General features: G+C 52.9%; 21 protein-coding genes. 16 read left to right on the top strand and 5 right to left on the bottom strand.

Going from position 1 to position 25,556, the window contains the following annotated elements:
• Positions 1-165: 165 nt before the first annotated feature.
• On the top strand, positions 166-1,173 hold the full coding sequence (locus tag EHT25_RS25865) for an FHA domain-containing protein (protein WP_124878082.1): 1,008 nt from the start codon (positions 166-168) through the stop codon (positions 1,171-1,173).
• Here the strand turns inward: EHT25_RS25865 and EHT25_RS33045 are convergent.
• Positions 1,164-1,319: a hypothetical protein gene (locus EHT25_RS33045; protein ID WP_221622334.1), complete on the bottom strand. Its 156-nt coding sequence runs from the start codon at positions 1,317-1,319 to the stop codon at positions 1,164-1,166. The genes EHT25_RS25865 and EHT25_RS33045 overlap by 10 nt on opposite strands.
• Between EHT25_RS33045 and EHT25_RS25860 the strand changes: the two genes are divergently transcribed.
• The 7 genes from EHT25_RS25860 to EHT25_RS25830 all read left to right on the top strand — a co-directional run bounded on the left by EHT25_RS25860 (position 1,319) and on the right by EHT25_RS25830 (position 11,301).
• Positions 1,319-2,737, top strand: coding sequence for a PP2C family protein-serine/threonine phosphatase (locus EHT25_RS25860; RefSeq protein WP_124878081.1), 1,419 nt, complete (start codon positions 1,319-1,321; stop codon positions 2,735-2,737). The genes EHT25_RS33045 and EHT25_RS25860 overlap by 1 nt on opposite strands.
• On the top strand, positions 2,737-4,320 hold the full coding sequence (locus EHT25_RS25855; protein WP_124878080.1) for a serine/threonine protein kinase: 1,584 nt from the start codon (positions 2,737-2,739) through the stop codon (positions 4,318-4,320). The genes EHT25_RS25860 and EHT25_RS25855 overlap by 1 nt, the downstream gene beginning before the upstream one ends.
• A 4-nt stretch (positions 4,321-4,324) precedes the next feature.
• The gene (locus EHT25_RS25850) at positions 4,325-5,611 is read left to right on the top strand and encodes a serine/threonine protein kinase (protein WP_124878079.1); all 1,287 of its coding nucleotides are present in this window, start codon (positions 4,325-4,327) and stop codon (positions 5,609-5,611) included.
• Between the two features lie 16 nt (positions 5,612-5,627).
• Complete coding sequence (locus tag EHT25_RS25845) at positions 5,628-9,611, top strand: FtsW/RodA/SpoVE family cell cycle protein (RefSeq protein WP_124878078.1); 3,984 nt, start codon at positions 5,628-5,630, stop codon at positions 9,609-9,611.
• Between the two features lie 20 nt (positions 9,612-9,631).
• Entirely contained in the window at positions 9,632-10,531 is a 900-nt protein-coding gene (locus EHT25_RS25840) for an FHA domain-containing protein (RefSeq protein WP_124878077.1), read from the top strand.
• A 2-nt stretch (positions 10,532-10,533) separates the two neighbouring features.
• On the top strand, positions 10,534-10,782 hold the full coding sequence (locus EHT25_RS25835; RefSeq protein WP_124878076.1) for a MoaD/ThiS family protein: 249 nt from the start codon (positions 10,534-10,536) through the stop codon (positions 10,780-10,782).
• Positions 10,783-10,890: 108 nt separating this feature from the next.
• Complete coding sequence (locus EHT25_RS25830; protein WP_124878075.1) at positions 10,891-11,301, top strand: molybdenum cofactor biosynthesis protein MoaE; 411 nt, start codon at positions 10,891-10,893, stop codon at positions 11,299-11,301.
• Positions 11,302-11,361: 60 nt separating this feature from the next.
• Here EHT25_RS25830 and EHT25_RS25825 read toward each other — a convergent pair whose 3' ends face one another.
• Positions 11,362-12,531 (bottom strand): endonuclease/exonuclease/phosphatase family protein, encoded by a 1,170-nt coding sequence (locus EHT25_RS25825; RefSeq protein ID WP_124878074.1) that lies wholly within the window; start codon positions 12,529-12,531, stop codon positions 11,362-11,364.
• Between the two features lie 243 nt (positions 12,532-12,774).
• Here EHT25_RS25825 and rimP point away from each other — a divergent pair, with 243 nt between their 5' ends.
• The 6 genes from rimP (at position 12,775) to EHT25_RS25795 (ending at position 21,726) form a co-directional block, all read left to right on the top strand.
• Positions 12,775-13,254, top strand: coding sequence for a ribosome maturation factor RimP (rimP, locus tag EHT25_RS25820; protein ID WP_124878073.1), 480 nt, complete (start codon positions 12,775-12,777; stop codon positions 13,252-13,254).
• 105 nt (positions 13,255-13,359) lie between these two features.
• Positions 13,360-14,604, top strand: coding sequence for a transcription termination factor NusA (nusA, locus tag EHT25_RS25815; protein WP_124878072.1), 1,245 nt, complete (start codon positions 13,360-13,362; stop codon positions 14,602-14,604).
• A gap of 122 nt (positions 14,605-14,726) precedes the next feature.
• The gene (gene infB, locus EHT25_RS25810; RefSeq protein ID WP_229311793.1) at positions 14,727-18,092 is read left to right on the top strand and encodes a translation initiation factor IF-2; all 3,366 of its coding nucleotides are present in this window, start codon (positions 14,727-14,729) and stop codon (positions 18,090-18,092) included.
• A 79-nt stretch (positions 18,093-18,171) separates the two neighbouring features.
• Entirely contained in the window at positions 18,172-18,885 is a 714-nt protein-coding gene (locus EHT25_RS25805) for a metallophosphoesterase (RefSeq protein WP_124878070.1), read from the top strand.
• Between the two features lie 118 nt (positions 18,886-19,003).
• Positions 19,004-21,079 (top strand): BatA domain-containing protein, encoded by a 2,076-nt coding sequence (locus tag EHT25_RS25800; RefSeq protein WP_124878069.1) that lies wholly within the window; start codon positions 19,004-19,006, stop codon positions 21,077-21,079.
• Positions 21,080-21,114: 35 nt separating this feature from the next.
• Positions 21,115-21,726 (top strand): Uma2 family endonuclease, encoded by a 612-nt coding sequence (locus EHT25_RS25795; RefSeq protein WP_124878068.1) that lies wholly within the window; start codon positions 21,115-21,117, stop codon positions 21,724-21,726.
• Between the two features lie 3 nt (positions 21,727-21,729).
• Here the strand turns inward: EHT25_RS25795 and EHT25_RS25790 are convergent, their stop codons facing one another.
• On the bottom strand, positions 21,730-22,224 hold the full coding sequence (locus EHT25_RS25790) for a dihydrofolate reductase (protein ID WP_124878067.1): 495 nt from the start codon (positions 22,222-22,224) through the stop codon (positions 21,730-21,732).
• A 3-nt stretch (positions 22,225-22,227) separates the two neighbouring features.
• A complete protein-coding gene (fmt, locus tag EHT25_RS25785) occupies positions 22,228-23,154 on the bottom strand; it encodes a methionyl-tRNA formyltransferase (protein WP_262707854.1) in 927 nt (308 codons plus the stop codon).
• A gap of 296 nt (positions 23,155-23,450) precedes the next feature.
• Between fmt and greA the strand changes: the two genes are divergently transcribed.
• Both greA and EHT25_RS25775 read left to right on the top strand, forming a co-directional pair.
• Positions 23,451-23,924 carry a transcription elongation factor GreA gene (gene greA / locus EHT25_RS25780; RefSeq protein WP_124878065.1) on the top strand — a complete coding sequence of 158 codons (474 nt, stop codon included), beginning with the start codon at positions 23,451-23,453 and terminating at the stop codon, positions 23,922-23,924.
• A gap of 81 nt (positions 23,925-24,005) precedes the next feature.
• Positions 24,006-24,395 carry an HIT family protein gene (locus EHT25_RS25775; protein ID WP_124878064.1) on the top strand — a complete coding sequence of 130 codons (390 nt, stop codon included), beginning with the start codon at positions 24,006-24,008 and terminating at the stop codon, positions 24,393-24,395.
• 2 nt (positions 24,396-24,397) lie between these two features.
• Here the strand turns inward: EHT25_RS25775 and EHT25_RS25770 are convergent, their stop codons facing one another.
• Positions 24,398-25,396: an NAD(P)H-dependent glycerol-3-phosphate dehydrogenase gene (locus tag EHT25_RS25770; protein WP_124878063.1), complete on the bottom strand. Its 999-nt coding sequence runs from the start codon at positions 25,394-25,396 to the stop codon at positions 24,398-24,400.
• Positions 25,397-25,556 lie beyond the last annotated feature (160 nt).

Here is a 25,556-nt window from a genome sequence, read left to right as displayed (position 1 = left end):
GGCTTCAAATATCAGACTTATTTTGTAAAAACTATAAATCTGGACTGAAAAGGGTGCGATTGGCCTTGTAAACTCCAATTCCTACGCAGTAACTTAGTGATTGGTCAAAAGAAATCTTTTACATTCATCGTTAAAGGTTCAATATCCTTCAACTGGAATTCACTCATGGCAGATCAGCCCAGCGACTGGCTTAGTAAATTAGGAAATCTACTGGTACCGACTTCCCAGCCAACCCGGGTCGATCCGATCGCTACCGTTACCAATACGCGCATTCTGAACGAACTGATTGCGTCGTTCGAAGATTCTTTGCAGCGCGAATCCGTCGGAAAAAGTATGCTGTTCAACGCTCATTTTCTGATTATTCTGCATCCCGATACGTACGAAGCGCGCCAGAATGCCTTCCCGGTAATCGTCAACGAAGCCGTCGACGCTTTTAAAAACCGCATCGAATCGAAGAAAGAGCAGTTTGAAAACATCGTTCCGGTGGCTTCCAGCTGGTATTTCAAGTTTGGGGGCGGTCGCGAGTTCGGGGGCGAGCCCATCGGTCCGGCGGATGTGAAAGTGGTCGGTGCCCTGACCGGTATTTTACCCGGTAATGAACAGGCTCAGTCGGCCGATCGAATTCACGTCACCCGCCGGGTCAAGCAGACCAATCGGTTCGAAAAAGTAGATATTGACTTCAACACCTTCCAGCATATCGACTTTCGGGAACCGGGGGCGTTTGTGGTCAAGTTTCGGTTTGAGATTCCCAAAGCCCCAACGGCACGACCTTCGACCGCAGCTTCTGCACCCCAGCCGGCGCCGGGATTACCGCGCAGCCACGGTGCCGGACTGGCCCAGATCACGCACTACATTGCGGAATTGAACAAGGAAGATTCGTATTTGATGCGCGACCGGGAGATTGTAGTGGCCCGCAAAGAACCCGAAAACCAGCATTTTCCCAATTACCTGTTGCTCGAATCGGCATACGTATCGAACCCCCACGCCCGGATTCGCTACAACGACGAACTACAGCATTTCCAGATCGCTTCCTTCAGCCGAAACGAAACGCGGGTGAACGAACAACTCATTCCCCGCAGCGAACCGGCGAATCCGCACTGGTACACCCTGCCGGATCAGGCTCAGATTTTGCTCAATAGCATGGTCACGTTAACGTTCCAACGTCATGATTGATGCCTTGGTTGTGGTTCTTTTACTGGCTTTTGTGCTGCTGTTGGTGATCCGCCATTTTCGGGATTTACCCCGGTAAAGGCAACAGTTTGTCCGGTCAGCGGTTCTTTAACGAGAGCTGTTCCATTTTTCACGTTTCCCTTTTTCAATGAATTCGTTCCGAATTGCCGGTCAGACTGATGTAGGCCAACGCCGAACCGATAACCAGGATACCTTTATCTGCACACCAATCTGGTCGGAATCCAGCGTGCTGCTGGCCGCGATTGATGGAGTTGGCGGGTATGCCGGGGGCGACCGGGCTGCGGCTATCGCGAAGGAATCGATTGAACAGTATATGGCCACACCCAACGGCGATCCGCTGTCGATGCTGCGCGAAGCCGTCGTTTTTGCCAATAACCAGATCAACAGCCAGCGTGAACAAAACCGCCAGCTGGCGCAAATGTGTTGCGTGTTAACGGCTGCCGTGGCCGACAGTCGCACGAATAAGCTCTATTTTGTGCACGTGGGCGATACCCGCCTGTACCGATACCGCCGGGACATCCTTGAAAAGCTCACCCGCGACCATTCGATGGTGGGCGCGCGGGAAGACGCGGCCGAACTGACGGAAGCCGAAGCCATGCAGCACCCCCGACGGAATGAAATTCTGCGCGACGTTGGCTCCCTGCACCACCGCGTCGATGATCCGGATTTTCTGGAATCGGGCGAGACGGATTTTCTGCCGGACGATCAACTGCTGCTGTGCAGCGATGGCCTGACCGATATGATTACACAGGCCCAGATCCGGAGTGTTCTGGATCAGAACGTGTCCCTCGACGAGCAGGTAACCGCGCTGATTCGTCTGGCCAATGAGCAGGGCGGGAACGATAATATTACGGTAGTGCTGGCCCGGAACGAGACGCCGGTCAACGGGCGTTCCATTCCGCCCGCCCGAAAGTCCATACCAAAACCGGTTTCTGCCCCACCCGTCAGGCCCAACGCGGTTGCCCCAAACCCAAAACCGCCCCAACGCAGTCTGCTGGGCATCTGGATTCTGTTGAGCCTGTTCGTGGTTGGTGGCATCGCTGGGCTGGTTTGGTACAACAATCGGCCTGTCGACGATCTTATCAGTACTGCCGAACTCGTGACGGATGACATGTTTCCGGTAGATTCCTCGGCGGTTGCCCGACTGGACTCCCTGCTGCAAGCCGCTTCCCGAAGCCCCGATCACCAGTTGACATTGCCCGCAGATACGTTCCGACTGACCAAACCGGTCGTACTGAACGATTCCCTGCTTAGCCTCCTGGGTGATCAGCGGCTGACGGTTTTTGTTCCGGCCGACAGTGCGCGAGTACCGCTGGCATTCCGGATCAGTCATTCCGGTCCGGTGCATGTCGAGAACATTGTCATCAGCGGTTTTAAAACCGGCATTGAAACCACTCCCAAAACGAAATTGCAGCTGACAAAGGTGTACTTTCGCAACGTAGATTTGCCGGTTCAGGCGGTTGTTCGCCAGGATACGTTCCGCAATGTCGGTATACAGGTTACTTTACAGAATCAGGCTGATTCATCTAAAACGATACGTCATTAATGTCCACCATCCGGTTTGATACACGGTTTCCGGGCTACGAAGTGCTGAGTGAATTGGGGCGTAGCAACGCCCGCATTCTGAAGGCGCGTCACCTCGCTACGGGTGATCTGGTGGCCATCAAACACTTCGCCCTCAATACTGATGACGAAACCCTCCGCCGGTTTCAGCGGGAATCGTCCATTATGACCAGCATTGCCCACCCCAACGTGGTGAAGGTTCGGGAGGTGCAGCTGGAAGCCGAGCTACCGTACATCGTGATGGAACTGATCGAAGGCGGCAGCCTGAAACAACTCATCGCCGGTCAAAACCGCATCGACATTTCGACCACCATCCGGCTGGGTCTGCAAATGGCAAGTGCATTCAAGGCCATTCACCCGCAGGGAATCGTGCACCGCGACGTAAAACCGGAAAACATTCTGTATCGCCCCCTGCCCAGCGGAGAACTGCATTTTCTGCTGACCGATTTCGGCATTGCCCGGCTGCACGAACAGTCCAATACGCTGACGGGACAATCGCTCATGACGTACGAATATGCATCGCCCGAGCAGTTTAACGACCCCAGGGGCGTTGGTCCGGCCACGGATTACTATTCGCTGGGGGTGGTTTTGTACGAATGCCTGCACGGCAGCGTGCCGTTTGCACTCGACGATCAATCAGGGATTGTGACCTTCATGAACAAAGTGCTGACCGAAGCGCCCCCCGCCCTGACGTTGACCAGTGAAAATCCGACGCTGGATCTGTTTCGGGAATTGCTGGAAGGCTTGTTAAAAAAGAAAGCCAGCGAGCGCCTGAACGATCCGGACGAGCTGACATGGTTACTGAAGCAGTCGGAGCTGAACTTCCTGCGCACGAACCGAACCAGTTCCAAAACTGCACCACCGGCCAGCGTTATTGATTCGGGTAAGACCAGACCCAAACCCGAAGTGCCCGAGGCCGTTCGGCCCGAATCGGGCCCCTTAAAACCAGAACCGGCAAGTCCGGCCCGGCCAAATCCATCGCGAAAACCGTGGGTACTGGCCGTTCTCGTACTGGTTGTGCTGGCGGTTGGCGCGGGTCTCTATTATGCCAATACCGGTTCCATACCGAAACCCATCGCCAATGTACTGCCCCGCAACGATACCACAGCCGCCCTTGCTCCGGCTCAGCAAACGGACGAAGAAACCGCTGCTGTTGAGGAGGATACCATGAATCTTTATCGCGCAAAACAAGCCAAACGGCGTGAGCAGATCCGGGAACAGGTGGCCGCTGCGGGCAGAACCCTGAGCGTCGACGTGCTTGGTTTAAAAGTTGGTTTCTTCGGCGGCATCAAACAGGCCCGGATTCAATTAGAGAACCCCAGCCCGTTTCCGTTTCCGGCGGTGGCCGTTCAGATCAGTTATTTCAAAGATCAGGGCGGGCTGTATAAAACCGAGAAAATCTTCTTTATAAACGTTCCGCCCCACTCCTCACCCGTTCGGTCGGCTCCCGACAGCGACCGGGGAACCCGGATCAGTTGCAAAATTCTGAAATATGATTTGCCGAAAAATCTGGATTCCCTGATGCGCGTGATACCAGCCGCCATCGACTCAACAACCAACGAATGAACCCATGCCAACCGTCAGCGTCAATACGCATTTTCCGGGATACGAAATTATCGGCGAACTGGGCCGCTCGAACGCCCGTGTGCTGAAAGCCCGTCACCTGGCAAGCGGTGATCTGGTGGCCATCAAACACTTCGCCCTCAATACCGACGCCGAAACGCTCCGGCGGTTTCGGCTCGAATCGCAGCTGATGACCGACATTCGCCACCCGAACGTGGTGAGTGTGCGGGAGGTTCAACTGGATATGCCCATGCCTTTTATCGTTATGGAGTGGATCGAGGGCGGTAATTTACGGACGCTGCTGACCGAAAAAGGGCACCTGGAAATACAGACCGTCATCCGGCTGGGCCTGCAAATGGCCGAAGCCTTTCAGGCGATTCATCCGCGCGGAATCATTCACCGCGACATCAAACCGGAAAATATTCTATTTCGGTCTTTGCCGAGTGGCGAACTGCATTTTCTGTTGACGGACTTCGGCGTGGCCCGGTTGCGCGAACAGACGCAAACCATGACCGGTCAATCGCTGATGACGTACGAATATGCCTCCCCCGAGCAGTTCGACAATCCCCGGGGTGTGGATGTAGCCACGGATTACTATTCGCTGGGCGTCGTTTTGTACGAATGTCTGTCGGGCCGGGTGCCGTTCTCGATGGCCGGTAATACCGGTATTGCCACGTTTATGCGGGAAGTTTTGCAGACGCCACCGCCACCGGTTTTTCTGCCAGCGGACCAGTTTCTGCCCCCCAGCCTCAGCACCGTTCTGGACTGGACGCTCACCAAAAACCCGGCCGAGCGGCTGAGCGACGTCAACGAACTGGTGCTGCTGTTCGGTCAGGCGAATGTGGAACAGTTGCAAAACCGCCGACCAACCGGTTTGCGTCCGCCAGTCGTGTCCCGCACAATGGCCGCTCCCCAACCACTGCCACAACCGGATTTGTCCGAACCGGAAGAAGAACCGGCCCGCAGCTTGTCTGGCTGGGGAATTGGTTTGGGCGTTCTGGTTGTTATTCTGATTGGTTTAGCGGTTTTTTATACGTACGAAGGAAAGAAAGACAGGAACGAAACGGTTATTTCGCCAGACTCGACGACGATGGTAACGGACTCGTCGGCAAGGGAACAAATGGAAGAAGACACTGCCACCTCCTCGTCGGACGAACCCGTTGAAAGCGTAATCGATTCAACCCAACTGTACAACAGCCCGGCAACCACGGCCGAACCCAGCGCTCCCACCGCGCCGGAATCGCCCCCGGATTCAACCAAAACCGCCCCCGATTCAACGAAGACGGGTAATTAATTCTCAACACATTTGCATGAAAGTTCCTTCGGTATCGTCGGGTCGTTTGTATTTATTGGGTGCATCGGTCTTATTGCTCCTGTTGGCTATACGTCTGTACATCAACCTGTCTCCCGCGCTGAATCTGGCGAAACAAGCCCTCGTTAACGGACAGGCCGTCCCGTTACAGCCCGGTTTGAAACCAGCCGCGATCCAGCGTTTACTCGACAGCGGCAATTACTACAGCGATCCCGCGGATCGCACCCTGGTGGCCGATTCGTTAGCGCACAAGCTGGGTCAAAATGGGTCGCCCGATAACCTGGGAGCCATTAACAAGCGGTTATTTTCCATTCAGGCACCCGTTGCCTGGCGCAGCCGGATTGGTGGGGCCGACTTTCAAAATCGCCTGCAACTCTCCCGCCAGCAAATGGGGTTCGACTCGGTCTTGTATATCCGCGAACTCAACGATCCAAAACCGTATCCGGCCATTGTCGGCGCGGGCAACGGATCAGCCAGCATTTCGGGGCGGGTTACGCACGCAGAGAAGGATCAACCGATGGCCCGTGTATTGGTCCAGCTCAAAAGTCACCCCGCCACCGCTCAGCCGGATACGCTGCCCGACCGGTTTTCGTACGCCCGAACCGATCCCGACGGGCGGTTTTCCTTTACGGGTTTGACAGCGAATGCAGGCTATAGTGTGGTTGCGCTCAAACCCGGTTTCGAGTTTGGCAGCCGCCGGGGGACGAGCCAATTGACCCGTAATCAATCGTTTACCTTTACGGCCCGCCCGCACCAGATCCGGCTCATCGGCTCCGTCGTTTATAGCCAACTGAAGTCCGATCATGCGTTTATTGTCCGCACGCCAACGGCTTTTACCGTACAATTCTGGATTATCATCACGCTATTTATTGGTGCTTTCTGGGCTGTGCATAGTATCTGGTCCGTTCGGCGGTTTTACGCCGATCCGCTGCTTTTGCCGGTCCTCATGCTGTTAACGGGGATTTCCGTGCTGACGCTGTTGGCCATTCAGGACCCGTTGCAGGATACGCTTTTTGCCTGGCAGACGCTGCAGGGCGTGGCGGCTGGCCTGTTCGGTTTGCTGATTATATCGCAGCTCAACATCGGCCGGTTTTACGCCGACTGGCGGTTCGACGCGCTCTTTGCGTTTTACAACCGCTCTTCCGTGCGTTTATCGGGCTGGACCTGGCTGGTGCTTGCCCTGGGTCTTGCTACCTTGACATTGTTTATTGGTTCGGGGCCGGAAGGCAGTGGCGTCCGGGTCAACCTGTCGGTTTTGGGATTGACGTTCCAGCCGAGTGAAATCACCAAGTACCTCTTGCTGGTTTTCTTTGCCGGTTTTTTTGCCGCCAACGAGCAGAAAATTCGCCAACTGCCCGATTTACGGTGGCGGTTCGCGGTGAGTTTCGGGGCGCTGGCCGGGGCCGGTTTACTCATGCTGCTGTACCTGTTGCTGGGCGATATGGGCCCGGCGCTAGTCGTTTGTTTCACGTTTTTATTGTTCTATAGCATTGCCCGGGGAAACCTGTCGCTCACGCTCGCAACAGGTCTTGGCTATGGGATCGCCTTGTGGCTGCTGCCCGGCTGGCTGGCAACGGTTCTTGGCTTCATTACTCTGATCGGCTATATGTTCTGGCGGGGCGAGGCTCGTTCCAAAACCGCATTGGGTTGGGCCGCATTACTGACGGAAGCACCGGTTTTGCTCCTGATGGTGATCGCTATATTTACATTTGGCGATCAATTGCCTTTTGTCGGAAACCGCCTGGCCGACCGCAAAGCGATCTGGCTGAGCCCGTGGAACAACGATGTCTACGGCGGTGATCACCTGGCGCATAGTTTCTGGACGCTGGCGTCGGGCGGCTGGACGGGGCAGGGTCTGGGAAAGGGTTTTGCGAATGCCATGCCAGCCGCCCATACCGATATGATTCTGCCCAGTGTCGGCGAAGAGTTGGGCGGCCTGGGCGTCATTGCGGTTTTTCTGCTCATGGGCATTCTGCTCCATCGGACGTTTTTACACGCCCGGCGGGCGGGTCAGCCGTTCAGTTTTTTTCTGGTGGCCGGTATTGCCATCGCGACGGGTGTTCAATTTCTCATTATCGCCAGTGGTTCCATCGGTTTGCTGCCGCTCACGGGCATTAGCGTGCCGTTTCTGAGTTACGGCAAGATTTCGCTCATCATCAACCTCATGGCGATGGGTGTCGTGTTCAGTGTGGCACACCGGCCGGGACAGGTCGAGCAACGCGAATACCTCGAAAAAAACTACGACGCCGTGCTGATGGCCGGTATTGCGGGTTTTCTGATCGGCGTAGCGGTTTTGATTGGTCGGTTAATTCCGATTGTGGGCTGGCGTGGGAACGACTACATTGTGCGGCCCGCCCGGGTCATCACCCGCACCGGCGACCCCATTTACAGCTACAATCCCCGGATCGAGCGGCTGACGCGGGTGCTGGCTTCGGGCACAATTTACGACCGAAAGGGCCTGGTGCTGGCTACGAGTTCGCCGGAACGGGTTACGGAGCAATTAGCACGACTGAAGCAAAGCGGTTTGGAGTCGGATCAGGTGAAAAAGATTGCTCAGAAGCGATTGCAACGCTATTATCCCTTCGGCGAACACCTGTTTTTCTGGACGGGCGATTTGAACACGCAATTGTTCTGGGGACAAAGCAACGGGTATTATGCTGAGGCTACGCACTTCAGCGAGTTGCGCGGTTTTAACAGCCGCCCCCGCAAAACCGAGCTTGTTGCCACCAACTACCGGGCCGATCGCTTTAGCCCGACGGTGCAACAAACCCGTACGCTGTCGGTTTATGATTACCGGGAACTGGCACCGGCGTTGCGGGCGGGCATCGACAGCCGCGAAGTCGCCGAGCGAAAAGCGAAAAACCGCGATCTGTCGCTGAGCGTCGACGCCGGTTTGCAAGTGGCTTTGCAGCAATCGCTGGCACAATCGCAATACCGGGACAAACGCCTTTCGGTAGTGGTGCTGGATGCGGCTTCGGGCGATGTTCTGGCATCAGCCATCCATCCCCTGCCCAATCTGAAAACCCCGGAAGCCATGTTGTTATCGGACCGGGAGCGGCTGCAATTGCCCTACCTGGTGACCGAACGGGATCTGGGCATGACCTTCCCGACGGCCCCCGGCTCAACGGCGAAAATTATGACGGCAATGGCCGCTTTTAACAAACTGGGCTCATCGGCCTCGGCGATTCGGTATGCCATTTCGTGTCAGGAAATCATTCGCCGGGGGCCGCGGGAGTCGGAACCCTGTGGCGAATCGGTTGACATGCGAAAGGCCATTGTCCGGTCGAGTAACGTGTATTTCATCCGGCTGGCGAACGATCAGGCGCTGGACAAAGAACTGTCCGATCTTTATCTGGCGACGGGCATGAACGTCGATTACATTGGCGGTTATTCGTTTTCGGATACGCACACGGCTCTGGAAGACCAGCAGATTCGGAAGCACTGGCGCGACTCCTCGTTTGTGGTTCGTCGGAAACTCTACCAAAGTTTGCAGTATCCGAGACGGTATCGCGGTGAGTTTTCGGGGCTGGCCTGGGGACAGGGGCAATTGTCCACAACGCCCGCAGCCCTGGCCCGAATGGCAGGAGCCATTGCCAATAAAGGCATCCTGCAACCCTCGCGCTACGTGGTGTCCCAGGCCGGAAAACCGCGATCGGTCGGAACCGGCAAACCGATCGCCCGCAATCCGGATTACGCGGAACAATTGAAGGAATTCATGATCGAGCAGTCGAACCCGCCGGGACGGAGCAAGATCAGCATTGCGCGGGTGGCCGGAAAAACCGGTACGCCCGAACGGATCGTGCAGGGCGTTCAGGAAAACGACGGCTGGTACGTATTTTTCGCTCCAACGCCCGATGGCCGGTCAAATACCGTCGTAACCGTGCGCATCGAATTGGGTGAATCCTCGGCGGATGCTGTCAATCTGGCGAATACTGTCGTGGCTCCCATCTTAAAACAACGCCGATATTTGGGTAGCTTTTAACCCGCAAACCGACATTATTTATGAGCTTTCTGGAAAATGTGAAGAAACTATTCGGGTTTACACCGGCGGAACCACCAGCCGCAGTGGCTGCGCCGGCCCCCGAAATCAGGCGCGTCGAATCAACGCAGACGGCGCCAAAACCGGTTCGATCCGGCCCCCCTCCTGCTGCCCCGCGCCGGGATCAGCTCCTCCGGTTTATCATCAATAAACTACGGGCGTATCAAAATGAACCGGAAACCGCTCCGATCGGCCTTAAACTCGCGATTCTTTGTCCGACGCCGGAAGACGAAGAATTGTACCGGGTCGTCTTGTGGGCCAGTCAGCCGGGGAAATTTCAACAGGAATTAAACCGGCAACTGGCCGACAATTACATTGTTCTACCCAAAAACTGGCAGTTTGAATACGCCTTTTTTACGGATGAATTGCCAGCCAGTACCTACCGGGAAGGAAACCTGGGGCTACTGGTACTGGACCATTCAAAAACCGGTGCCGTCCCGCTGCTGGCCCGGGTTGTGGCGCTGGTCGGACAAACGGAGCAAGCCGAGTATGTACTCAATTCGGTCCAGAAAACGACGTTTTGCATTGGTCGCGGCCATACGGCCCAAACCACCTCGGGCCGGGTACGAACCAACGACATTGTGATTCTGAACGACGAAGATGCCGGTTTCGATCCGATCAAAGGAGCGGGAAACGGGGCGGTTAGCCGGGCGCACGCAACAATTCAATACAATGCTCCCCAGCGACAGTATGCACTGCTGGTCGATTCGGGCGGGCTGCCCGCCAGCGGCAACAAAACGAAAATCATGCACCCGGACAACACCATCGAACGAGCCGACATTGCCGGAATGGGTTACCCGCTTCGGGATGGCGACCAAATTGAGTTGGGTGGTGAAGTTGTTTTGTTGTTTTCGTATCTTTGAGCATGAGCAATCGAGTTTCTGTTCAACTTTTTGGCATCACCCGCGAGATCGTCGGCACCTCGGCCCTGACGCTCGACCTGCCCAAAACCGGTCAGGTGGGCGAATTATTGTCGAATCTTAAAGAACAATATCCCGCGTTGACCGGCCTTCGGTCGCTGCTGGTGGCCGTCAACGGCGAATACGCCGAATTAAACCAGCCCCTGCACCCCAACGACGAAATTGCCCTGATTCCGCCGGTCAGCGGAGGATAAAATCCGGAATGATGCGTTATGACGGGGCCGCCCGCGCGGTGATCAACGATGAATTAAAAAACCGCTCCTATTCATAATCCATCATTCATAACCCATCATTCCAAACGCATGGTTTCCATTACGACTGAGCCTATCGACATGAACGCGGCCTATCAACACGTTTCGACGGATGCGGCCGGGGCCATTACGTTTTTTTTCGGTACGGTTCGCGACAATACGCAAAACCGCCCCGTCGAACGGCTGGAATACGAAGCCTACGACCGGATGGCATTAGCTAAAATGCAGGAAATTGCCGACGAAGCCGGCCAACGCTGGGACGTCCGGAAATACGCGATCATTCACCGCAAGGGAAATCTGGCGATCGGTGACATAGCGGTTTTGATTGCCGTGGCCACTCCCCACCGCGCCGACGCCTTCGATGCCTGCCGTTACATCATCGACACGCTCAAGCAGCAGGTTCCGATCTGGAAAAAAGAGATTTTCGAAGACGGCCAGGTTTGGGTCGACGCACATCCTTAATTTTTGAATGAACAATGAACCGTAAGCTGATCCTGCGAAGCTGTTCCTTTTTCATTCGATTTAAAAGTCAAACTCAACGTGGGTTCTGGGCGTGCGGTCTTTGCTGTATTCGCGCGGTTTGATGGCGTACTGGGCCATGATGGGATAATGATCGGAGAACTTGACGTCGCGGTACGTGATGAAGTTGAGCGGTTCCAGAAACCGGGCATTGTAGAACTGATTGTCGATGCGGAGAAAACCGGGTGCCTTGTTGTAGCTGAAGCCAAAGCCCCGACCCGCATCCTCAAAGGCATTGCGGAGGATTCGGCGCAGTTTTCCGTACGTATAGCTGTAAGGCGTATCGTTGAAATCTCCGCAGATAATAACCGGATGCGGGCTGTTCCGGTAATGTTCCTCCACGCGAACGATCTGATTGCGACGCATCGTGAACCCTTGACGAAGCTGGCGTAAAACCCCCTGCGTATTTTTTCGGACCCGGCTGGACTCCTTCTCGTTCAGCATACCGCCGACCCGGATTCCCATCGACTGCATGTGCACGCTGATCACCCGAATCGTATCGGCCCCGACCTTAACATCGGCCCAAACCAGGCCATTGAAATTATCAAAAACCTCGTCGCCCCGCTTGACAATCGGGTAGCGGGAAAAAACCGCTACGCCAAAGAATTTGCCCGGACCCTCGCGTTCGGGCGGATGCAGAACTGCGTAGTACGGATAACCGGCTTTTTCCAAACGGCGAATCGTTTTAAAGACCACCGAGTTGTTATCGTTATAAAATTCCTGAAAGCATTTCACATCCGACGGTTCCTTTAACACCCAGTCGATCATGTTGTTGGCTTCGTCCGGGCGCTGGGTATCAACGAGGTCGTATTTGTTAAATCCCATTGCGTTGTAACTCATCACCTGAATCGTCGGTCGTTTCTCCGTAGGGCTGCCCGGTTGACTATACGTCAGTGTCCGTCGCCAGAACGGAATGCCGATTAACATGGTCAAAACCGGAAGCACCGCCCGCCAGGGCCGCACCAGCAGCCAGAATATGATAAAGAACAGATTAACCCCCCACGCAACCGGCAACGAAATCATCAGTACACTGGCCGTCCAGTGACCAATGGGCGTTTCGTAGAGCAGGTAATAAACCAGAAGTGTATACAGAAACAACAACAAGTTCAGCGACCAGAGCAGCGACGAAAAAAACGAAGAAACCAGTACGCCAAGCCTAAGCGAAAATTTCATACAAGCGAATCAGATGGGTGCGGATCTCGCAGACCGACTTTTTTCAGTAACGACAGATGTAGGGCGTAGGAGTACAAAGTTACGAACGTTTGTTCGGAAAATGTCCCATTTAATCAGGCGTAAAAATTGTTACCGGCAGTTCGGAGAATTGATTGGGAATCCATTCATAAAATACTTATCTTTGCAGCACTTATCAGCATTTATGCATGGCAGGGAGTTTTTGACTCCCTTTTTTGTTAATTTATGGATGTAAAGGCGAAAGTCAACGAACTGTTACAGCCGTATCTGAACGAAGATCAGTATTTTGTCGTTGATATCCAGGTATCTCCTTCCCGTACTCGTGCTAAAATAACCGTCTTGCTGGATAGCGATACCGGTATTACTATTGAAGAGTGTGCGGGCATCAGCCGTAAGTTGGGCAACCAACTGGAAGAACTGGAAGTATTTGACAGCCAGCCTTTTACCCTGGAAGTATCATCACCCGGCGTCGATGAACCCCTGGTTTTCAAACGACAATACCTGAAAAATATAGGTCGGGAGGTGGAAGTGTTACTGAACGACGGTCAGACGCGCAATGGGAAACTGGAGAGTGTCGGTGAAGATCAGATTGTGATCATCGAAAAACCGCTCAAGAAGCCGAAAAAGAACGATCCGCCGATTGAACCAGTGGTCATCCCGTTTACGGATATTAAGAAAAGTACAATACAAGTTTCATTCAAATAAAGAAGTATCGGTTTCTAAGTAGCGTTTTCAGTTCGTTGTTTCTGTTTATTCTGACTGGAAACCTGCAACTGAAAACCCTAAACTGAAAAACTGACAACTGAAATTATGGATAGCGGAATACTCATTGAGTCGTTTGCAGACTTTGCACGGTCGAAAAACATCGATCGCCCGACCATGATCAAAATTCTGGAAGACGTCTTCCGGACAATGATTCGCAAAAAATACGGTACTGACGAAAACTTTGACGTGATCATCAACGCCGAAAGCGGTGACCTCGAAATGTGGCGTACCCGCGAGATTGTGGACGACAATTCGGAAGATATCTGGGATTATGACAAAATTCCGCTGGCCGAAGCCCGCAAGATTCAGGCCGACTTTGAAGTGGGTGAAGAAGTAGCCGAGGAAGTGAAGCTGGAGGATTTTGGCCGTCGCGTGGTACAAACTGCCCGTCAGACACTGATTCAGAAAATCAAGGACCTGGAAAAAGAGATCCTGTACGATAAATATAAAAACCAGGTTGGTGATTTACTGAATGCGGAAGTCTACCAATTGCTTAAAAATGAAGTAATTTTGCTCGATAACGAAGGCAATGAAATCAGCCTTCCGAAAGGGGAACAGATTCCGAAAGACCGCTACCGGAAAGGCGAAACCACGAAGGCCGTCGTTCACCGCGTTGAAATGATCAATGGTACGCCCAAGATCGTTTTGTCGCGGACATCACCGGTTTTTCTGGAGCGTTTGTTCGAAAACGAAATTCCGGAGATTTACGACGGACTGATTTCCATTCGCCGGATCGTTCGCGAGCCGGGTGAGCGGGCCAAAGTTGCCGTTGAATCGTACGACGACCGGATCGATCCGGTGGGTGCCTGCGTCGGGATGAAAGGATCGCGGATTCACAGTATTGTTCGCGAACTGGGTAACGAAAACATTGACGTTATTAACTATACCGATAACTTTGAACTGCTGATCAGTCGGGCGTTGAGTCCGGCCAAAATCAGTACGATGAACGTGGATCGGGAAGCCAAACGCGTTTCGGTTTTCCTGAAACCTGATCAGGTTTCACTGGCTATCGGAAAAGGTGGTCAGAACATTAAACTGGCCGGTCGGCTGGTGGGTATGGAAATCGACGTATTCCGGGATGTTGAAGGGCAGGAAGATGATGAAGACGTCGATCTGTCTGAATTCAACGACGAAATCGATAACTGGATGATCGAAGAGTTGCGCCGGGTTGGTTTGGATACCGCCAAGAGCGTACTCGCCCGTTCGAAAGAAGAACTTGTCCGGATGACGGATCTGGAGGAAGATACGGTTGAAGAGATTCTGGCTATTTTACGCCAGGAATTTGAATAAAAATGATGGACTATTAATGCTGAGCGATGAATTAAGTCGATCCATTCATCGTTCATTAGTTATAGCGTATCATTTAAATGCTTTTTTCATTCTAACCCATTTGTATGGCAGAAGATAAATCCATGCGCCTTAGCCAAGTGGCAAAAATACTCGGAGTAGGTTCGTCTACTGTGGTGAGTCGTCTTTCTGCCAAAGGGATTAAGGTTGATAGTAACCCCAACGGCAAAATTTCTACGGATCAGGTGGAAATTTTGGCGAAAGAATTTGGTAACACTGAACTGTTGAATGGCGGAGCTGCCCGTAAACCGGCTCCCGAGACTTTTGTGCCCGAACCCAAGCGTCGGGACGACGATGATCTGCCGCAATATTTTCGCAATGAGCCCGCCCGGCCATCCCAGCCGGTGTCACCTCAGCCGATTGCCGAGCTCATCGTTCCAAAACCCGTACCCGCACCGGTTCAGGAAGTACCGAAACCGCAGCCGGTTGTACAGCCACAACCCGTTGTAGCAGAGAAAGTTACAGCGCCGGAACCAAGCCCATCGAAACCCGAACCGGCTCCACAACCCGTACCAGTTGAAGCGCGCCAGCCGACGACGCCGGTCGAACCCCGCGAGACTCCGGCCCCGGCTCCCAAGCCAGAAGCCGTAACTCCCGAACCCGTTGTTGAGAAAAAACCGGAACCCATTCAGCCAGTGGCGGTAGCACCGGTTGAGCCCCCACGCCCAATCGAAACACCTCAGGTTGAAACACGTCCGCAAGTGACCTCACCGGAAATTAAAGAACCCGCCCAACCGGAAATCTCTACGCCCCGATTACCGGGACTGACGGTTTTGGGTAAAATTGATTTAGAGAGGAAGCCCTCTTCGCAACGGTCCAACGACCCGAATGCGCGTCAGCAACAGCCGAACCGGGGCGACCAACGAACGAATGGCCCACGACCCGATCAGCGGCCGGATAACCGGCAGGGGCAACAACCGAACCGGAATGACGGCTCACGCGACCGACGTCCGGATCGTCCCGGCGACAATCGCCAGGGCACTCCTCAGGGGCAGGGACAGGGTGGAAACCGCCCGGATCGCGACCGGAACCGTCCACAGGACAACCGGGGGCAGCAACCACCGCGACCGGTTGAACCGCAGCCACGGCCCGTCGCTCCCCGGATGGAAGAAGCTCCTCGTCCTGAACCAATCGTTGAACTGCCGGATGAGCCGATTGAAACCATCCGCGCCCGTGGTGAACAACTGCGTGGTCTGACGGTTTTAGGAACCATCGAACTGCCGTCGGAACGCGCCAAGAAACAGAATGGGCCGGTAGCCTCAACGGATGAACGTGATAAAAAACGGAAACGGAAACGGCTGCGTCGTGACCCGGTGAGTGGCCCAGCGACAGCCGGGGCGGCTCAACCGCAAGGACAGGGCGGAGCTCCACGAAACCGGGAACGGGATGCGACCAATCCGCCAAACCGCAATCAGCAACCGGGTCAGGCGAATAAACCGGCCGCGGGAACTGCCGCAGGTTCCGGAACAGCCAATAAAGGAAAAGCCGGAGCCCGGGGTGGTACACGCGACCGCCGGGAAGAACCGACCCAACGCGAAGTAAAAGATTCGATCAAGGCGACTCAGGCCCGGATGACCGGTAACAAACCGAACCGGGGCGCCGACCGTCGCCGGGATCGCCGTCAGGAACGCGCCGAACGGGAACGCGAACGGCTTGACCTGGAAAACGAAGAAGCAAAAATTCTGAAAGTAACCGAGTTCGTATCCGCAAACGACCTGGCGTCGCTGATGGATGTTTCAGTGAACGAAGTTATTGCGACCTGTATGAGCCTGGGGATGTTCGTATCCATCAACCAGCGCCTTGATGCAGAAGCCATTACGGTGATTGCCGATGAATTCGATTTTGAAGTTCAATTTGTATCGGCTGAAGAAGAGATCGAATCAGGTCTGGTGGAAGAACCGGATGCGGAAGAAGATCTGGTACACCGCGCCCCGATTGTGACCATTATGGGTCACGTCGACCACGGTAAAACGTCGCTGCTCGACTACATTCGCCGGACCCGCGTTGCGGCTGGTGAAGCCGGGGGGATTACGCAGCACATTGGTGCCTACAGCGTGAAAACCACGGACGACCGCATGATTACCTTCCTCGATACACCGGGTCACGAAGCCTTTACGGCCATGCGGGCACGGGGTGCGAAGGTAACCGACGTTGTTATTATCGTGATTGCTGCGGACGACAGTGTCATGCCGCAAACGCGCGAAGCGATCAACCACGCGCAGGTTGCAGGGGTGCCGATTGTGTTTGCCTTCAGTAAGGTCGATAAACCGGGTGCCAATACGGAAAAAGTGCGGGAAGAACTGTCTCAGATGAACATGCTCGTTGAAGAATGGGGTGGTAAATATCAGACACAGGAGATTTCCTCCAAATCCGGTTTGGGGATTTCGGAATTGCTCGAAAAAGTCTTGCTCGAGGCCGAATTACTTGATCTCAAAGCCAATCCGAACAAACGGGCAACCGGTACGGTTATTGAAGCCGAGCTGGACAAAGGCCGGGGTTATGTAACGACGATGCTCGTACAAACCGGTACGCTTAAACAAGGGGATATCGTTCTGGTAGGTGCCCACTTCGGTCGGATTCGCGCCATGACCGACGACATTGGCCAGCGCTTGAAAGAAGCCGGCCCATCGACGCCAGTGCAGATTCTTGGTCTGCCGGGCGCTCCGCAGTCGGGAGATAAGTTCAACGTCATGGAAACGGAGCGTGAAGCCCGCGAAATTGCCAACAAACGGGAGCAATTGTTGCGCGAGCAGAATCTCCGAACCCGCAAGCATATTACGCTGGAAGAAATTGGTCGCCGGAAAGCGATTGGTAACTTCAAAGAGCTGAACGTGATCGTGAAAGGTGACGTAGACGGTTCGGTAGAAGCCCTCTCGGATTCGCTGTTGCAACTTTCGACGGAAGAAGTTCAGGTCAATATCATCCACAAAGCCGTGGGTCAGATTTCCGAATCGGATATTCTGCTGGCGTCAGCGTCGGATGCGATCATCGTCGGCTTCCAGGTACGGCCTTCGGTCAGTGCCCGCCGGTTGGCCGAACAGGAGCAGATCGAAATCCGCTTGTACTCGATCATTTACGATGCGATCAACGAGATTCGGGATGCTATGGAAGGTCTGTTGGCCCCAACAACCGAAGAAGTTATCATCGGTAACATCGAAGTTCGCGATGTCTTCAAGATCAGCCGCGTCGGTACGGTTGCCGGTTGTATGGTAACGGAAGGAATCATCAAACGGAACAACAAAGTTCGTGTTGTCCGCGACTTCATCGTGGTGCATACCGGCGAAATCAGCGCCCTGAAACGCTACAAGGAAGATGTCAACGAAGTTCGCTTTGGCTATGAGTGCGGTCTGAGCATCAAAAATTTCAACGATATTCAGGTCGGTGATACGATCGAAAGTTTCGAATTGAAAGAAGTGAAGCGGACGCTGTAAGCCATCACTGCGTTTGGTAAATATAAAAAGCCTTTGCTGCAACCCGTGGCAAAGGCTTTTTCAATATATTGGTAGCTCTATGAAAATTATCACCATACCAGATCTTCACGGGCGCAATAGCTGGCTTCAGGTTGATGTCGATCAATACGACAAGGTGATCTTTTTGGGTGATTATACCGATAGCTACGACCTGAGTGACGATATTATTTTAGATAACCTGCAACAAATTATCCGGCTCAAATGTCATTACCCGGATAAAATTGTCTTGTTGATCGGTAACCACGATGCGCAGTATATGCATTTCCCGCATTACCGCTGCTCCGGTTTTCGGCCGTCGATGCAACCCGCGCTGAGTAAGCTTTTTAGAGATCACATTCGTTTGTTTCAGATTGCCTATCAGGAAGATGAGTACCTGTTTACCCACGCAGGCGTATCAAACCGCTGGCTGGCTCATTTACCAAAGGGCAATGGAAGCCAAAATCTGGACCTAAATTTGCAGTCGCTGCATCAACTGGCCGATTTGATGAACGAAATGCATCAGGATCGAATGATGCGAACGACTTTGTTCGATGTTAGTTACCTGCGAGGGGGCTATGATGAAGCCGGTGGACCCGTTTGGGCTGACAAACGGGAAACCTCGGGCGATTACCTGTGGGGGGTGCATCAGGTTGTTGGTCATTCGCCCGTTCCGGCCTTTACGACGATCGGCGACGAAACCGGTTCCATCACCTATACGGATGTTTTACAGACCCAGGAAGCTTTTTACACGATTGAAACCGCCGTTCTGAAATAGTCTTTCGCGGATTGTTCCGTGTAAATCTGAGCGATCCGTATTATCTTGCTAAATTCATCATAGCCAGAACAACATTGTTTTATTTGGCCGTTATTAAAGAAAATAATCGCTACAGCGAATGAGTTTTCTATATCCTACCTTTCTGTTTGGGCTGCTGGCGGTTTCGGTCCCTGTTGCCATACATTTATTTAATTTTCGCCGGACGCGCCGGGTATTTTTTACCAACGTCGCCCTGTTAAAAACCGTCCAGACCGAAACCAAATCGTTTCGGCGGTTGAAACATTATCTGATCCTGCTCTTTCGGACGTTATTCGTAATTTGCCTGGTGCTGGCCTTTGCGCAGCCATTTCTGCCCAGTAAAAGTAAATTGGGCCTGTCGCGAACGGGTTTGACGAGTTTGTATCTCGACAACTCATACAGCATGCAGAATGAGGCCAATGAAAAGCGGTATCTGGATATTGCGACCAGTAAGCTGGACCAGTTGTTAGGCTTGTTCCGCAACGCGACTTCCCTGCAATTGGTTACCAACGACTTTAGCAGTCAGGAGCAAACCGTTGGAACCGCCGAAGCCCTGCGCGACCGGGTAACGACCATCCGGTTTGCCCATACGCCCCGCTCCTTACCCGACGTGTACCGTCGACAACTTAACCTGCTGGCGTCGCACAACCCAAGCGGTCCCAATCAGTTATTCTGGTTCTCCGATTTTCAGAAAAGCACCGCCGGTGATCTTTCCAGAATGAAAATCGACACCACCAACCGCCTTTTTCTGGTGCCGCTGGAAACCCAACCCACCAAAAACGTTTTCGTCGATTCGGTCTGGCTGAGTACCCCATTCATTCGGGAAATGCAGAATAACACGCTCAACGTCCGCGTCCGGAACAGTGGAGATGAATCCGTTCGCAATTTCCCAATCAAGCTTTTTATCGACCAGACGCAGGTTTCAACGGCATCCGTCACCCTACCGGGCAAAGGAGCCGCAACGGCCACGCTCAATTTTAATGTTACCCAGAAAGGTTTCCGCCGGGGGCGCATCACATTCGAGGATTACCCGATTACGTTCGATAACGAATATTACTTTGTCATTCAGGCATCGCCATCCATCCGGGTACTTCATTTGTATGACCAGAAAACGGAAGCGAATTACATCGAGAATGTCTACGGCAACGACAGCCTGTTTGTCCGCCGGAGCTTCAGCGCACAAAACGTGGACGTCGGTCAATTAAAAACCGCCGATCTGGTGGTGCTGGAAGGGGTCAATCAGGTCAGTGGGACGCTGCGAAGCGAACTGGAGCGGTTTGTGCGGCAGGGTGGCAGCCTGGTTATTATTCCTCCCTCGACACCGGATGCCGCCACCTGGTCGCCATTTTTTGCGGGATTGGGTGTCGGCGGTTTACAAACGCAGGCTCCCCCCCTGCCCCCGCAACAACCGCTTTCGCCCCCCAACCGCCAGAACCCGTTCTTCCGCGATATTTTTGAGCAAACCAATCAGCAAGGTATTGAAAATCTGCCCAATGCGGTTCCGGTCTGGCAATGGCGGGTTGTGGGTGAGCGGTTATTGACCCTCCGCAACGGCGTTCCTTTCCTGACGCAATCCAGAGCCGGTGGCTCAACGAGCGGACAGGTATATATTTTTGGCAGTCCTTTAAATACCGAATACGGAAACCTGGCACAACACGCCTTGTTTGTGCCCATCATGTACAAAATTGCGGCACTGAGCGTTCGGCCCGAGCGGACCGCGTATTCGTTCGATGACAACACCATCGAAGTGCCGGTTGCGAATGCATCGCCCAACGCAGTGTATAAACTGAAGCGCGACAAACTGGAGATCATTCCGGTTCAGCGCGTCAACGGGCAGCAGTTGCTGATGGAACTTCCGAAAAGCAATCAGCTCAACGACGGCCAGCAACTGGCGTCGGGGTATTATGAGTTGCAATTGAACGGAAAAACCGAGAAGTTACTGGCCTTCAACCACGGAAACCGGGAGTCGCAGATGGAGTTTTACAAACCCGACGAGCTTCGGCGGATTTTTGCCGGTCAGCCCAATGTAGAGATTTTCGACAGCATTCAGGACGACGATTTTGTGGAAGAACTGCGTCAGCAAAATCTGGGAACCAACCTCTGGAAGTATTTTGTGATTGCCGCGCTGGTTTTTTTACTGGCCGAAGTGGCGGTGATTCGGTTTATGAAGGGATAAATTGATATATTTGATTGAACACAACTGTTGGTTCTATGAAACTGACTCTGCCGATTGAAACCATAAATTTGCCGTCTGGTACGGATTTGGCCGACCGTCTTCGCTCGATGACCGATGATGAGTTCTACCATTTCTGTCAGGAAAATCCGGATGTTAAATTTGAGCGTGATTCCAACGGGAACATTGAAATTATGGCACTTACTGGCGGAGAAACAGGTCGCAGAAATACCAAATTGACTTCCCGTTTGGACATCTGGTCGGACGAAACACAACGGGGACTCGTTTTCGATTCATCGACCGGCTTCAAATTACCCAATGGTGCAGACCGTTCGCCCGACGTTGCCTGGGTTAGCCAGCAACAGTGGAACCGACTGACACCGGAACAACGGCGAAAATTTCCGCCACTTTGCCCCGAATTTTTGGTTGAATTAATGAGCGAGACCGACGTTTTGCGAATGGCGGAAGACAAGATGCGCGAATACATCGACAACGGTTGCCGCCTGGCCTGGCTGATCGATCCGAAAGCGGAAACCGCCCGAATCTACCATGCCGACGGTTCCGTTCAGGTTGTTCAGGGGTTTGATAACGTGCTGTCCGGCGAAAACACCTTGCCCGGTTTTACATTTAATCTCAGCTTGTTACGCTAAAAACTACGGTTTTCGCTCCCAAACCACAAAATCAAAAGCCACTGCGTGCCGGTCATCGGCTGGGTGAGGGCGTCGGCTGATTTCCCGCCAGCCGGTTTTATCAAAATCCGGAAACCGGGCGTCTCCTTCATACGAAGCTTTCACTTCCGTCAGATAAAGTCGGTCGGCAGACCCAATGGCCTGACGGTAGATTTCGGCCCCACCAATGACAAAGGCTTCGGCAATACCGGTTTTTCGGGCTTCTTCAATCGCTTTTTCCAGTGAATCGACCACCACAGCGCCTTCGGGCTGAAACGCCGGATTTCGGGTAATGACCACGTTCAGGCGGTTTGGCAGCGGTTTTCCCAGCGATTCGAACGTTTTCCGGCCCATCAAAATCGGATGGGCCGAAGTCGTTTGTTTGAAATACTTAAAATCGTCGGGCAAGTGCCAGACCAAATCATTATCCTGACCAATAACGCCGTTTTCGGCCACCGCAGCAATTAAACTAATCAGCATCGTTTAGATTTTATTCCCCCGAAAATATTCTTCAACCGTCATTTTTCGCTTCCCTTCGGCCTGCAATTCATCCACCGACAGCCAGCCATCTGCGGCTTTGATCAGCAACGTCTTTTTGCCGTCTGACCAGGCTTCACCCGGCTCGGCAGGGATCGGTGAATGGTCGGAAAACGAAACTGCATATATCTTGTAAATCTTGTTGTTAATCTTCGTCCAGGCCGTTGGATAGGGCGACATGCCCCGCACAAAATTCCGCACGGCTTTGGCGGGTTGAAACCAGTTGATCTCGCAGGTTTCCCGGTGAATTTTTGGGGCTAATTTCAATTCGCCAACCTGAGGTTGCGGTTTTCGTGGATACTCCCCCGCTTCAATCGCCCGAACGGTTTTCAGGACCAATGCAGCGCCTTTTTCCATCAACCGGTCATGCAGCGTTCCGGCCGAATCATCCGGATGAATGGGCTCGGTTTCCTGAAAAATCATCTGCCCGGTATCAATCTCTTTTTCAATAAAGAACGTGGTCGCTCCGGTTTCTTTCTCGCCGTTAATGACCGCCCAATTGATGGGAGCCGCCCCCCGGTATTGCGGCAACAACGATGCGTGCAAATTGAACGTACCAATTCGGGGCATGGCCCAAACGACTTCCGGCAACATCCGAAACGCAACGACTACCTGTAAATCAGCCTGATAGCTTTGCAATTTTTCCAGAAAATCAGGATCACGCAGTTTTTCCGGCTGCAAAACCGGTATGCCAGCCGCCACGGCGGCCCGTTTCACTGGTGACTCGGTGAGTTGTTGTCCCCGCCCCGAAGGTCGGTCGGGAGCCGTCACCACAGCCACCACCTGACAGCCGTCTTCCAGCAGTTTACTCAGGCTGGCCACCGCAAAATCGGGCGTGCCCATAAATACTATGCGAAAAGAATCACTTCCCAAAACTGTAACTAGTTATTTGCTCGAATTGCTGATTGGGGCGTTGGGAGAATGCCACGGAATTGTTATTTTTGTCTTCCTGAGTTCCACTATGGTTAGTCGAACAGCTATACATACAATTCCGCAGAAAGGCTCCTGACGCTTCCTACAAAGAAACAAGATTTTGTATGGAGAACGGTCAGCGAACCGTTCTTTTCTTTTTTGTGGCCAGTTACCCTCTGATAATCGGCCACAGTGGGATTGATTGGCTCTTGGGGTAGCGAAACCAAAGGCAACGAAAATTATAGAGTAGATGTAACATGGGTAAAATTTCGTATTACACTGAAGAAGGTCTAAACCGGCTCAAAGCCGAACTGAATGATCTGAAAACCAAGGGACGGAGCGATATGTCCCGCCAGATTGCGGAAGCGCGCGATAAGGGCGACCTGAGCGAAAATGCCGAGTATGACGCGGCAAAGGATGCGCAGGGTTTGCTGGAGATGAAGATTTCCAAAATGGAAGAAATTGTTTCCAACGCCCGGCTGCTGGACGAATCGTCGATTGATGCTTCGCTCGTATCCGTATTATCGACGGTGAAAATTAAAAACCGGAAAAATGGCGCTACGATGACGTATACGCTGGTTTCGGAAGAGGAAGCGGATTTGAAACTGGGCCGGATTTCGGTTGGCTCCCCCATTGGAAAAGGGTTGCTGGGTAAAAAAGTCGGTGACACCACCGAAATTAAAGTCCCTGCGGGCACCATTGAGTTTGAAGTACTTGAAATCGGACGATAGTTTTTTAGATGAACAATGAACAATGAATAGCTGGTTCTCAGCGCCTTTCATTGTTCATTGTTCTTTGTTCATTTAACGCCTATGTCTTCCATCTTCTCCCGCATCGTCAGTGGTGAAATACCGGCGTATAAAATTGCCGAAACCGACGATTATCTGTCCTTTCTCGATGTGTTTCCAGCCGCAAAAGGGCACACACTGGTCATTCCTAAAAAAGAAATCGATTACCTGTTTGACCTTGATGACGACCTGTACGCCGGACTGATGAAGTTTGCCAAACAGATCGCGCCTGCCATCGAAAAAGCCGTTCCCTGCAAACGCATTGGGGTGGCCGTCGTTGGCCTGGAAGTGCCTCATGCCCATGTTCACCTGATCCCGTTGAACAGCATGGCGGATATGAATTTCAATAACAAGTTGAAACTGAGTCCGGAAGAATTCATGGAAATAGCTACCCAAATCCGGAGCTTTCTCTGATACTATTTCAGGACGGTTTTCAACGCATTCGTTGCCAAAACCGGTGACGTTTTTTCGTATAAAACCGTATACACCATCTCCATAATCGGCATCAGAACGCCGTGTTGCCGGTTAATTTCGTGAATACTTTTTACGGCGTAATACCCTTCCGCAATCATATTCATTTCCATTTGGGCCGACTGCACGCTGTAGCCGCGGCCAATCAAATGCCCGAACGTTCGGTTCCGGCTGAAGGGCGAATACGCCGTGACGAGCAAATCCCCCAAATAGGCCGACGCGCTCAAATCGCGCGGCATTGGATATACTTTATCGACAAACCGCCGGATTTCCTGCATGGCGTTGGAGACTAAAACCGCCTGGAAATTATCGCCATAGCCCAACCCGTGCGTCATTCCGCAAGCCAGCGCAATGATGTTTTTCATCACGGCGCAATATTCAACACCGTAAATATCATCGAGCGGAGACGTCTGAACGAAACGCCCGTTAAGAAACTGAGCTACCTCCGAAGCAAACGCCAGATCCCGCGACGCAATGGTCAGATAGGATTGTTTTTCAAGGGCTACTTCTTCGGCATGACAGGGCCCGGCAATTACCGCAATCCGATCAGCTGGAACCTCAAAGGTTTGTTCGGCCCAATCAGTGATCAACTGATTCTTTTCAGGAATCATGCCTTTAATGGCCGAAATGATGCTTTTCCCAACGAGTTGGGCCGGTTTTACACCTTGCAACGCATCGCCAATAAAAGCCGCCGGAACCGCCAGAATAATGTACTGACTGTCGCTCAAAGCATCTTTGATTTTCGTGCACACCCGAACCTTGCGCGGGCTGATCTGCACATCGCTCAGGTAACTGGGATTGTGATGGAATTTTTTGATATGACCGGCATCGCGCTGACTCCGCAACCACCAGCGAATGTGATTGTTCCCTTCCGACAAAATTTTAATAATCGCAGTGGCCCAGCTGCCACCGCCCACGACGGTAATCCGAGCGGGTTGATTCATAATTGTAAAGAGAAAAGACTTGAGAACAAAGAAAAAAGACTTTTGACTGCCAAATAGTTACGTCTCTATTCTCTGGTCTTTTCTCTTTTGTCTAAGTAATTGAAGCCGCAAAATACAAAAAACGCCTGCACCTTTTAACAGGGCAGGCGTTTTCATATGC

It is taken from the genome of Larkinella rosea, assembly GCF_003858635.1.
In the GTDB taxonomy this organism is placed as follows: domain Bacteria; phylum Bacteroidota; class Bacteroidia; order Cytophagales; family Spirosomataceae; genus Larkinella; species Larkinella rosea.
The sequence above is the reverse complement of the archived record's forward strand: the minus strand, read 5'-3'. Positions and strand labels throughout refer to the sequence as shown.

Bases quoted from the DNA above. Each gene is read 5' to 3' on its own strand.
- EHT25_RS25865 (WP_124878082.1), top strand. From the start codon at position 166: ATGGCAGATCAGCCCAGCGACTGGCTTAGTAAATTAGGAAATCTACTG.
- EHT25_RS25860 (WP_124878081.1), top strand. From the start codon at position 1,319: ATGAATTCGTTCCGAATTGCCGGTCAGACTGATGTAGGCCAACGCCGA.
- EHT25_RS25855 (WP_124878080.1), top strand. From the start codon at position 2,737: ATGTCCACCATCCGGTTTGATACACGGTTTCCGGGCTACGAAGTGCTG.
- EHT25_RS25850 (WP_124878079.1), top strand. From the start codon at position 4,325: ATGCCAACCGTCAGCGTCAATACGCATTTTCCGGGATACGAAATTATC.
- EHT25_RS25845 (WP_124878078.1), top strand. From the start codon at position 5,628: ATGAAAGTTCCTTCGGTATCGTCGGGTCGTTTGTATTTATTGGGTGCA.
- EHT25_RS25840 (WP_124878077.1), top strand. From the start codon at position 9,632: ATGAGCTTTCTGGAAAATGTGAAGAAACTATTCGGGTTTACACCGGCG.
- EHT25_RS25835 (WP_124878076.1), top strand. From the start codon at position 10,534: ATGAGCAATCGAGTTTCTGTTCAACTTTTTGGCATCACCCGCGAGATC.
- EHT25_RS25830 (WP_124878075.1), top strand. From the start codon at position 10,891: ATGGTTTCCATTACGACTGAGCCTATCGACATGAACGCGGCCTATCAA.
- EHT25_RS25825 (WP_124878074.1), bottom strand. From the start codon at position 12,531: ATGAAATTTTCGCTTAGGCTTGGCGTACTGGTTTCTTCGTTTTTTTCG.
- rimP (WP_124878073.1), top strand. From the start codon at position 12,775: ATGGATGTAAAGGCGAAAGTCAACGAACTGTTACAGCCGTATCTGAAC.
- nusA (WP_124878072.1), top strand. From the start codon at position 13,360: ATGGATAGCGGAATACTCATTGAGTCGTTTGCAGACTTTGCACGGTCG.
- infB (WP_229311793.1), top strand. From the start codon at position 14,727: ATGCGCCTTAGCCAAGTGGCAAAAATACTCGGAGTAGGTTCGTCTACT.
- EHT25_RS25805 (WP_124878070.1), top strand. From the start codon at position 18,172: ATGAAAATTATCACCATACCAGATCTTCACGGGCGCAATAGCTGGCTT.
- EHT25_RS25800 (WP_124878069.1), top strand. From the start codon at position 19,004: ATGAGTTTTCTATATCCTACCTTTCTGTTTGGGCTGCTGGCGGTTTCG.
- EHT25_RS25795 (WP_124878068.1), top strand. From the start codon at position 21,115: ATGAAACTGACTCTGCCGATTGAAACCATAAATTTGCCGTCTGGTACG.
- EHT25_RS25790 (WP_124878067.1), bottom strand. From the start codon at position 22,224: ATGCTGATTAGTTTAATTGCTGCGGTGGCCGAAAACGGCGTTATTGGT.
- greA (WP_124878065.1), top strand. From the start codon at position 23,451: ATGGGTAAAATTTCGTATTACACTGAAGAAGGTCTAAACCGGCTCAAA.
- EHT25_RS25775 (WP_124878064.1), top strand. From the start codon at position 24,006: ATGTCTTCCATCTTCTCCCGCATCGTCAGTGGTGAAATACCGGCGTAT.
- EHT25_RS25770 (WP_124878063.1), bottom strand. From the start codon at position 25,396: ATGAATCAACCCGCTCGGATTACCGTCGTGGGCGGTGGCAGCTGGGCC.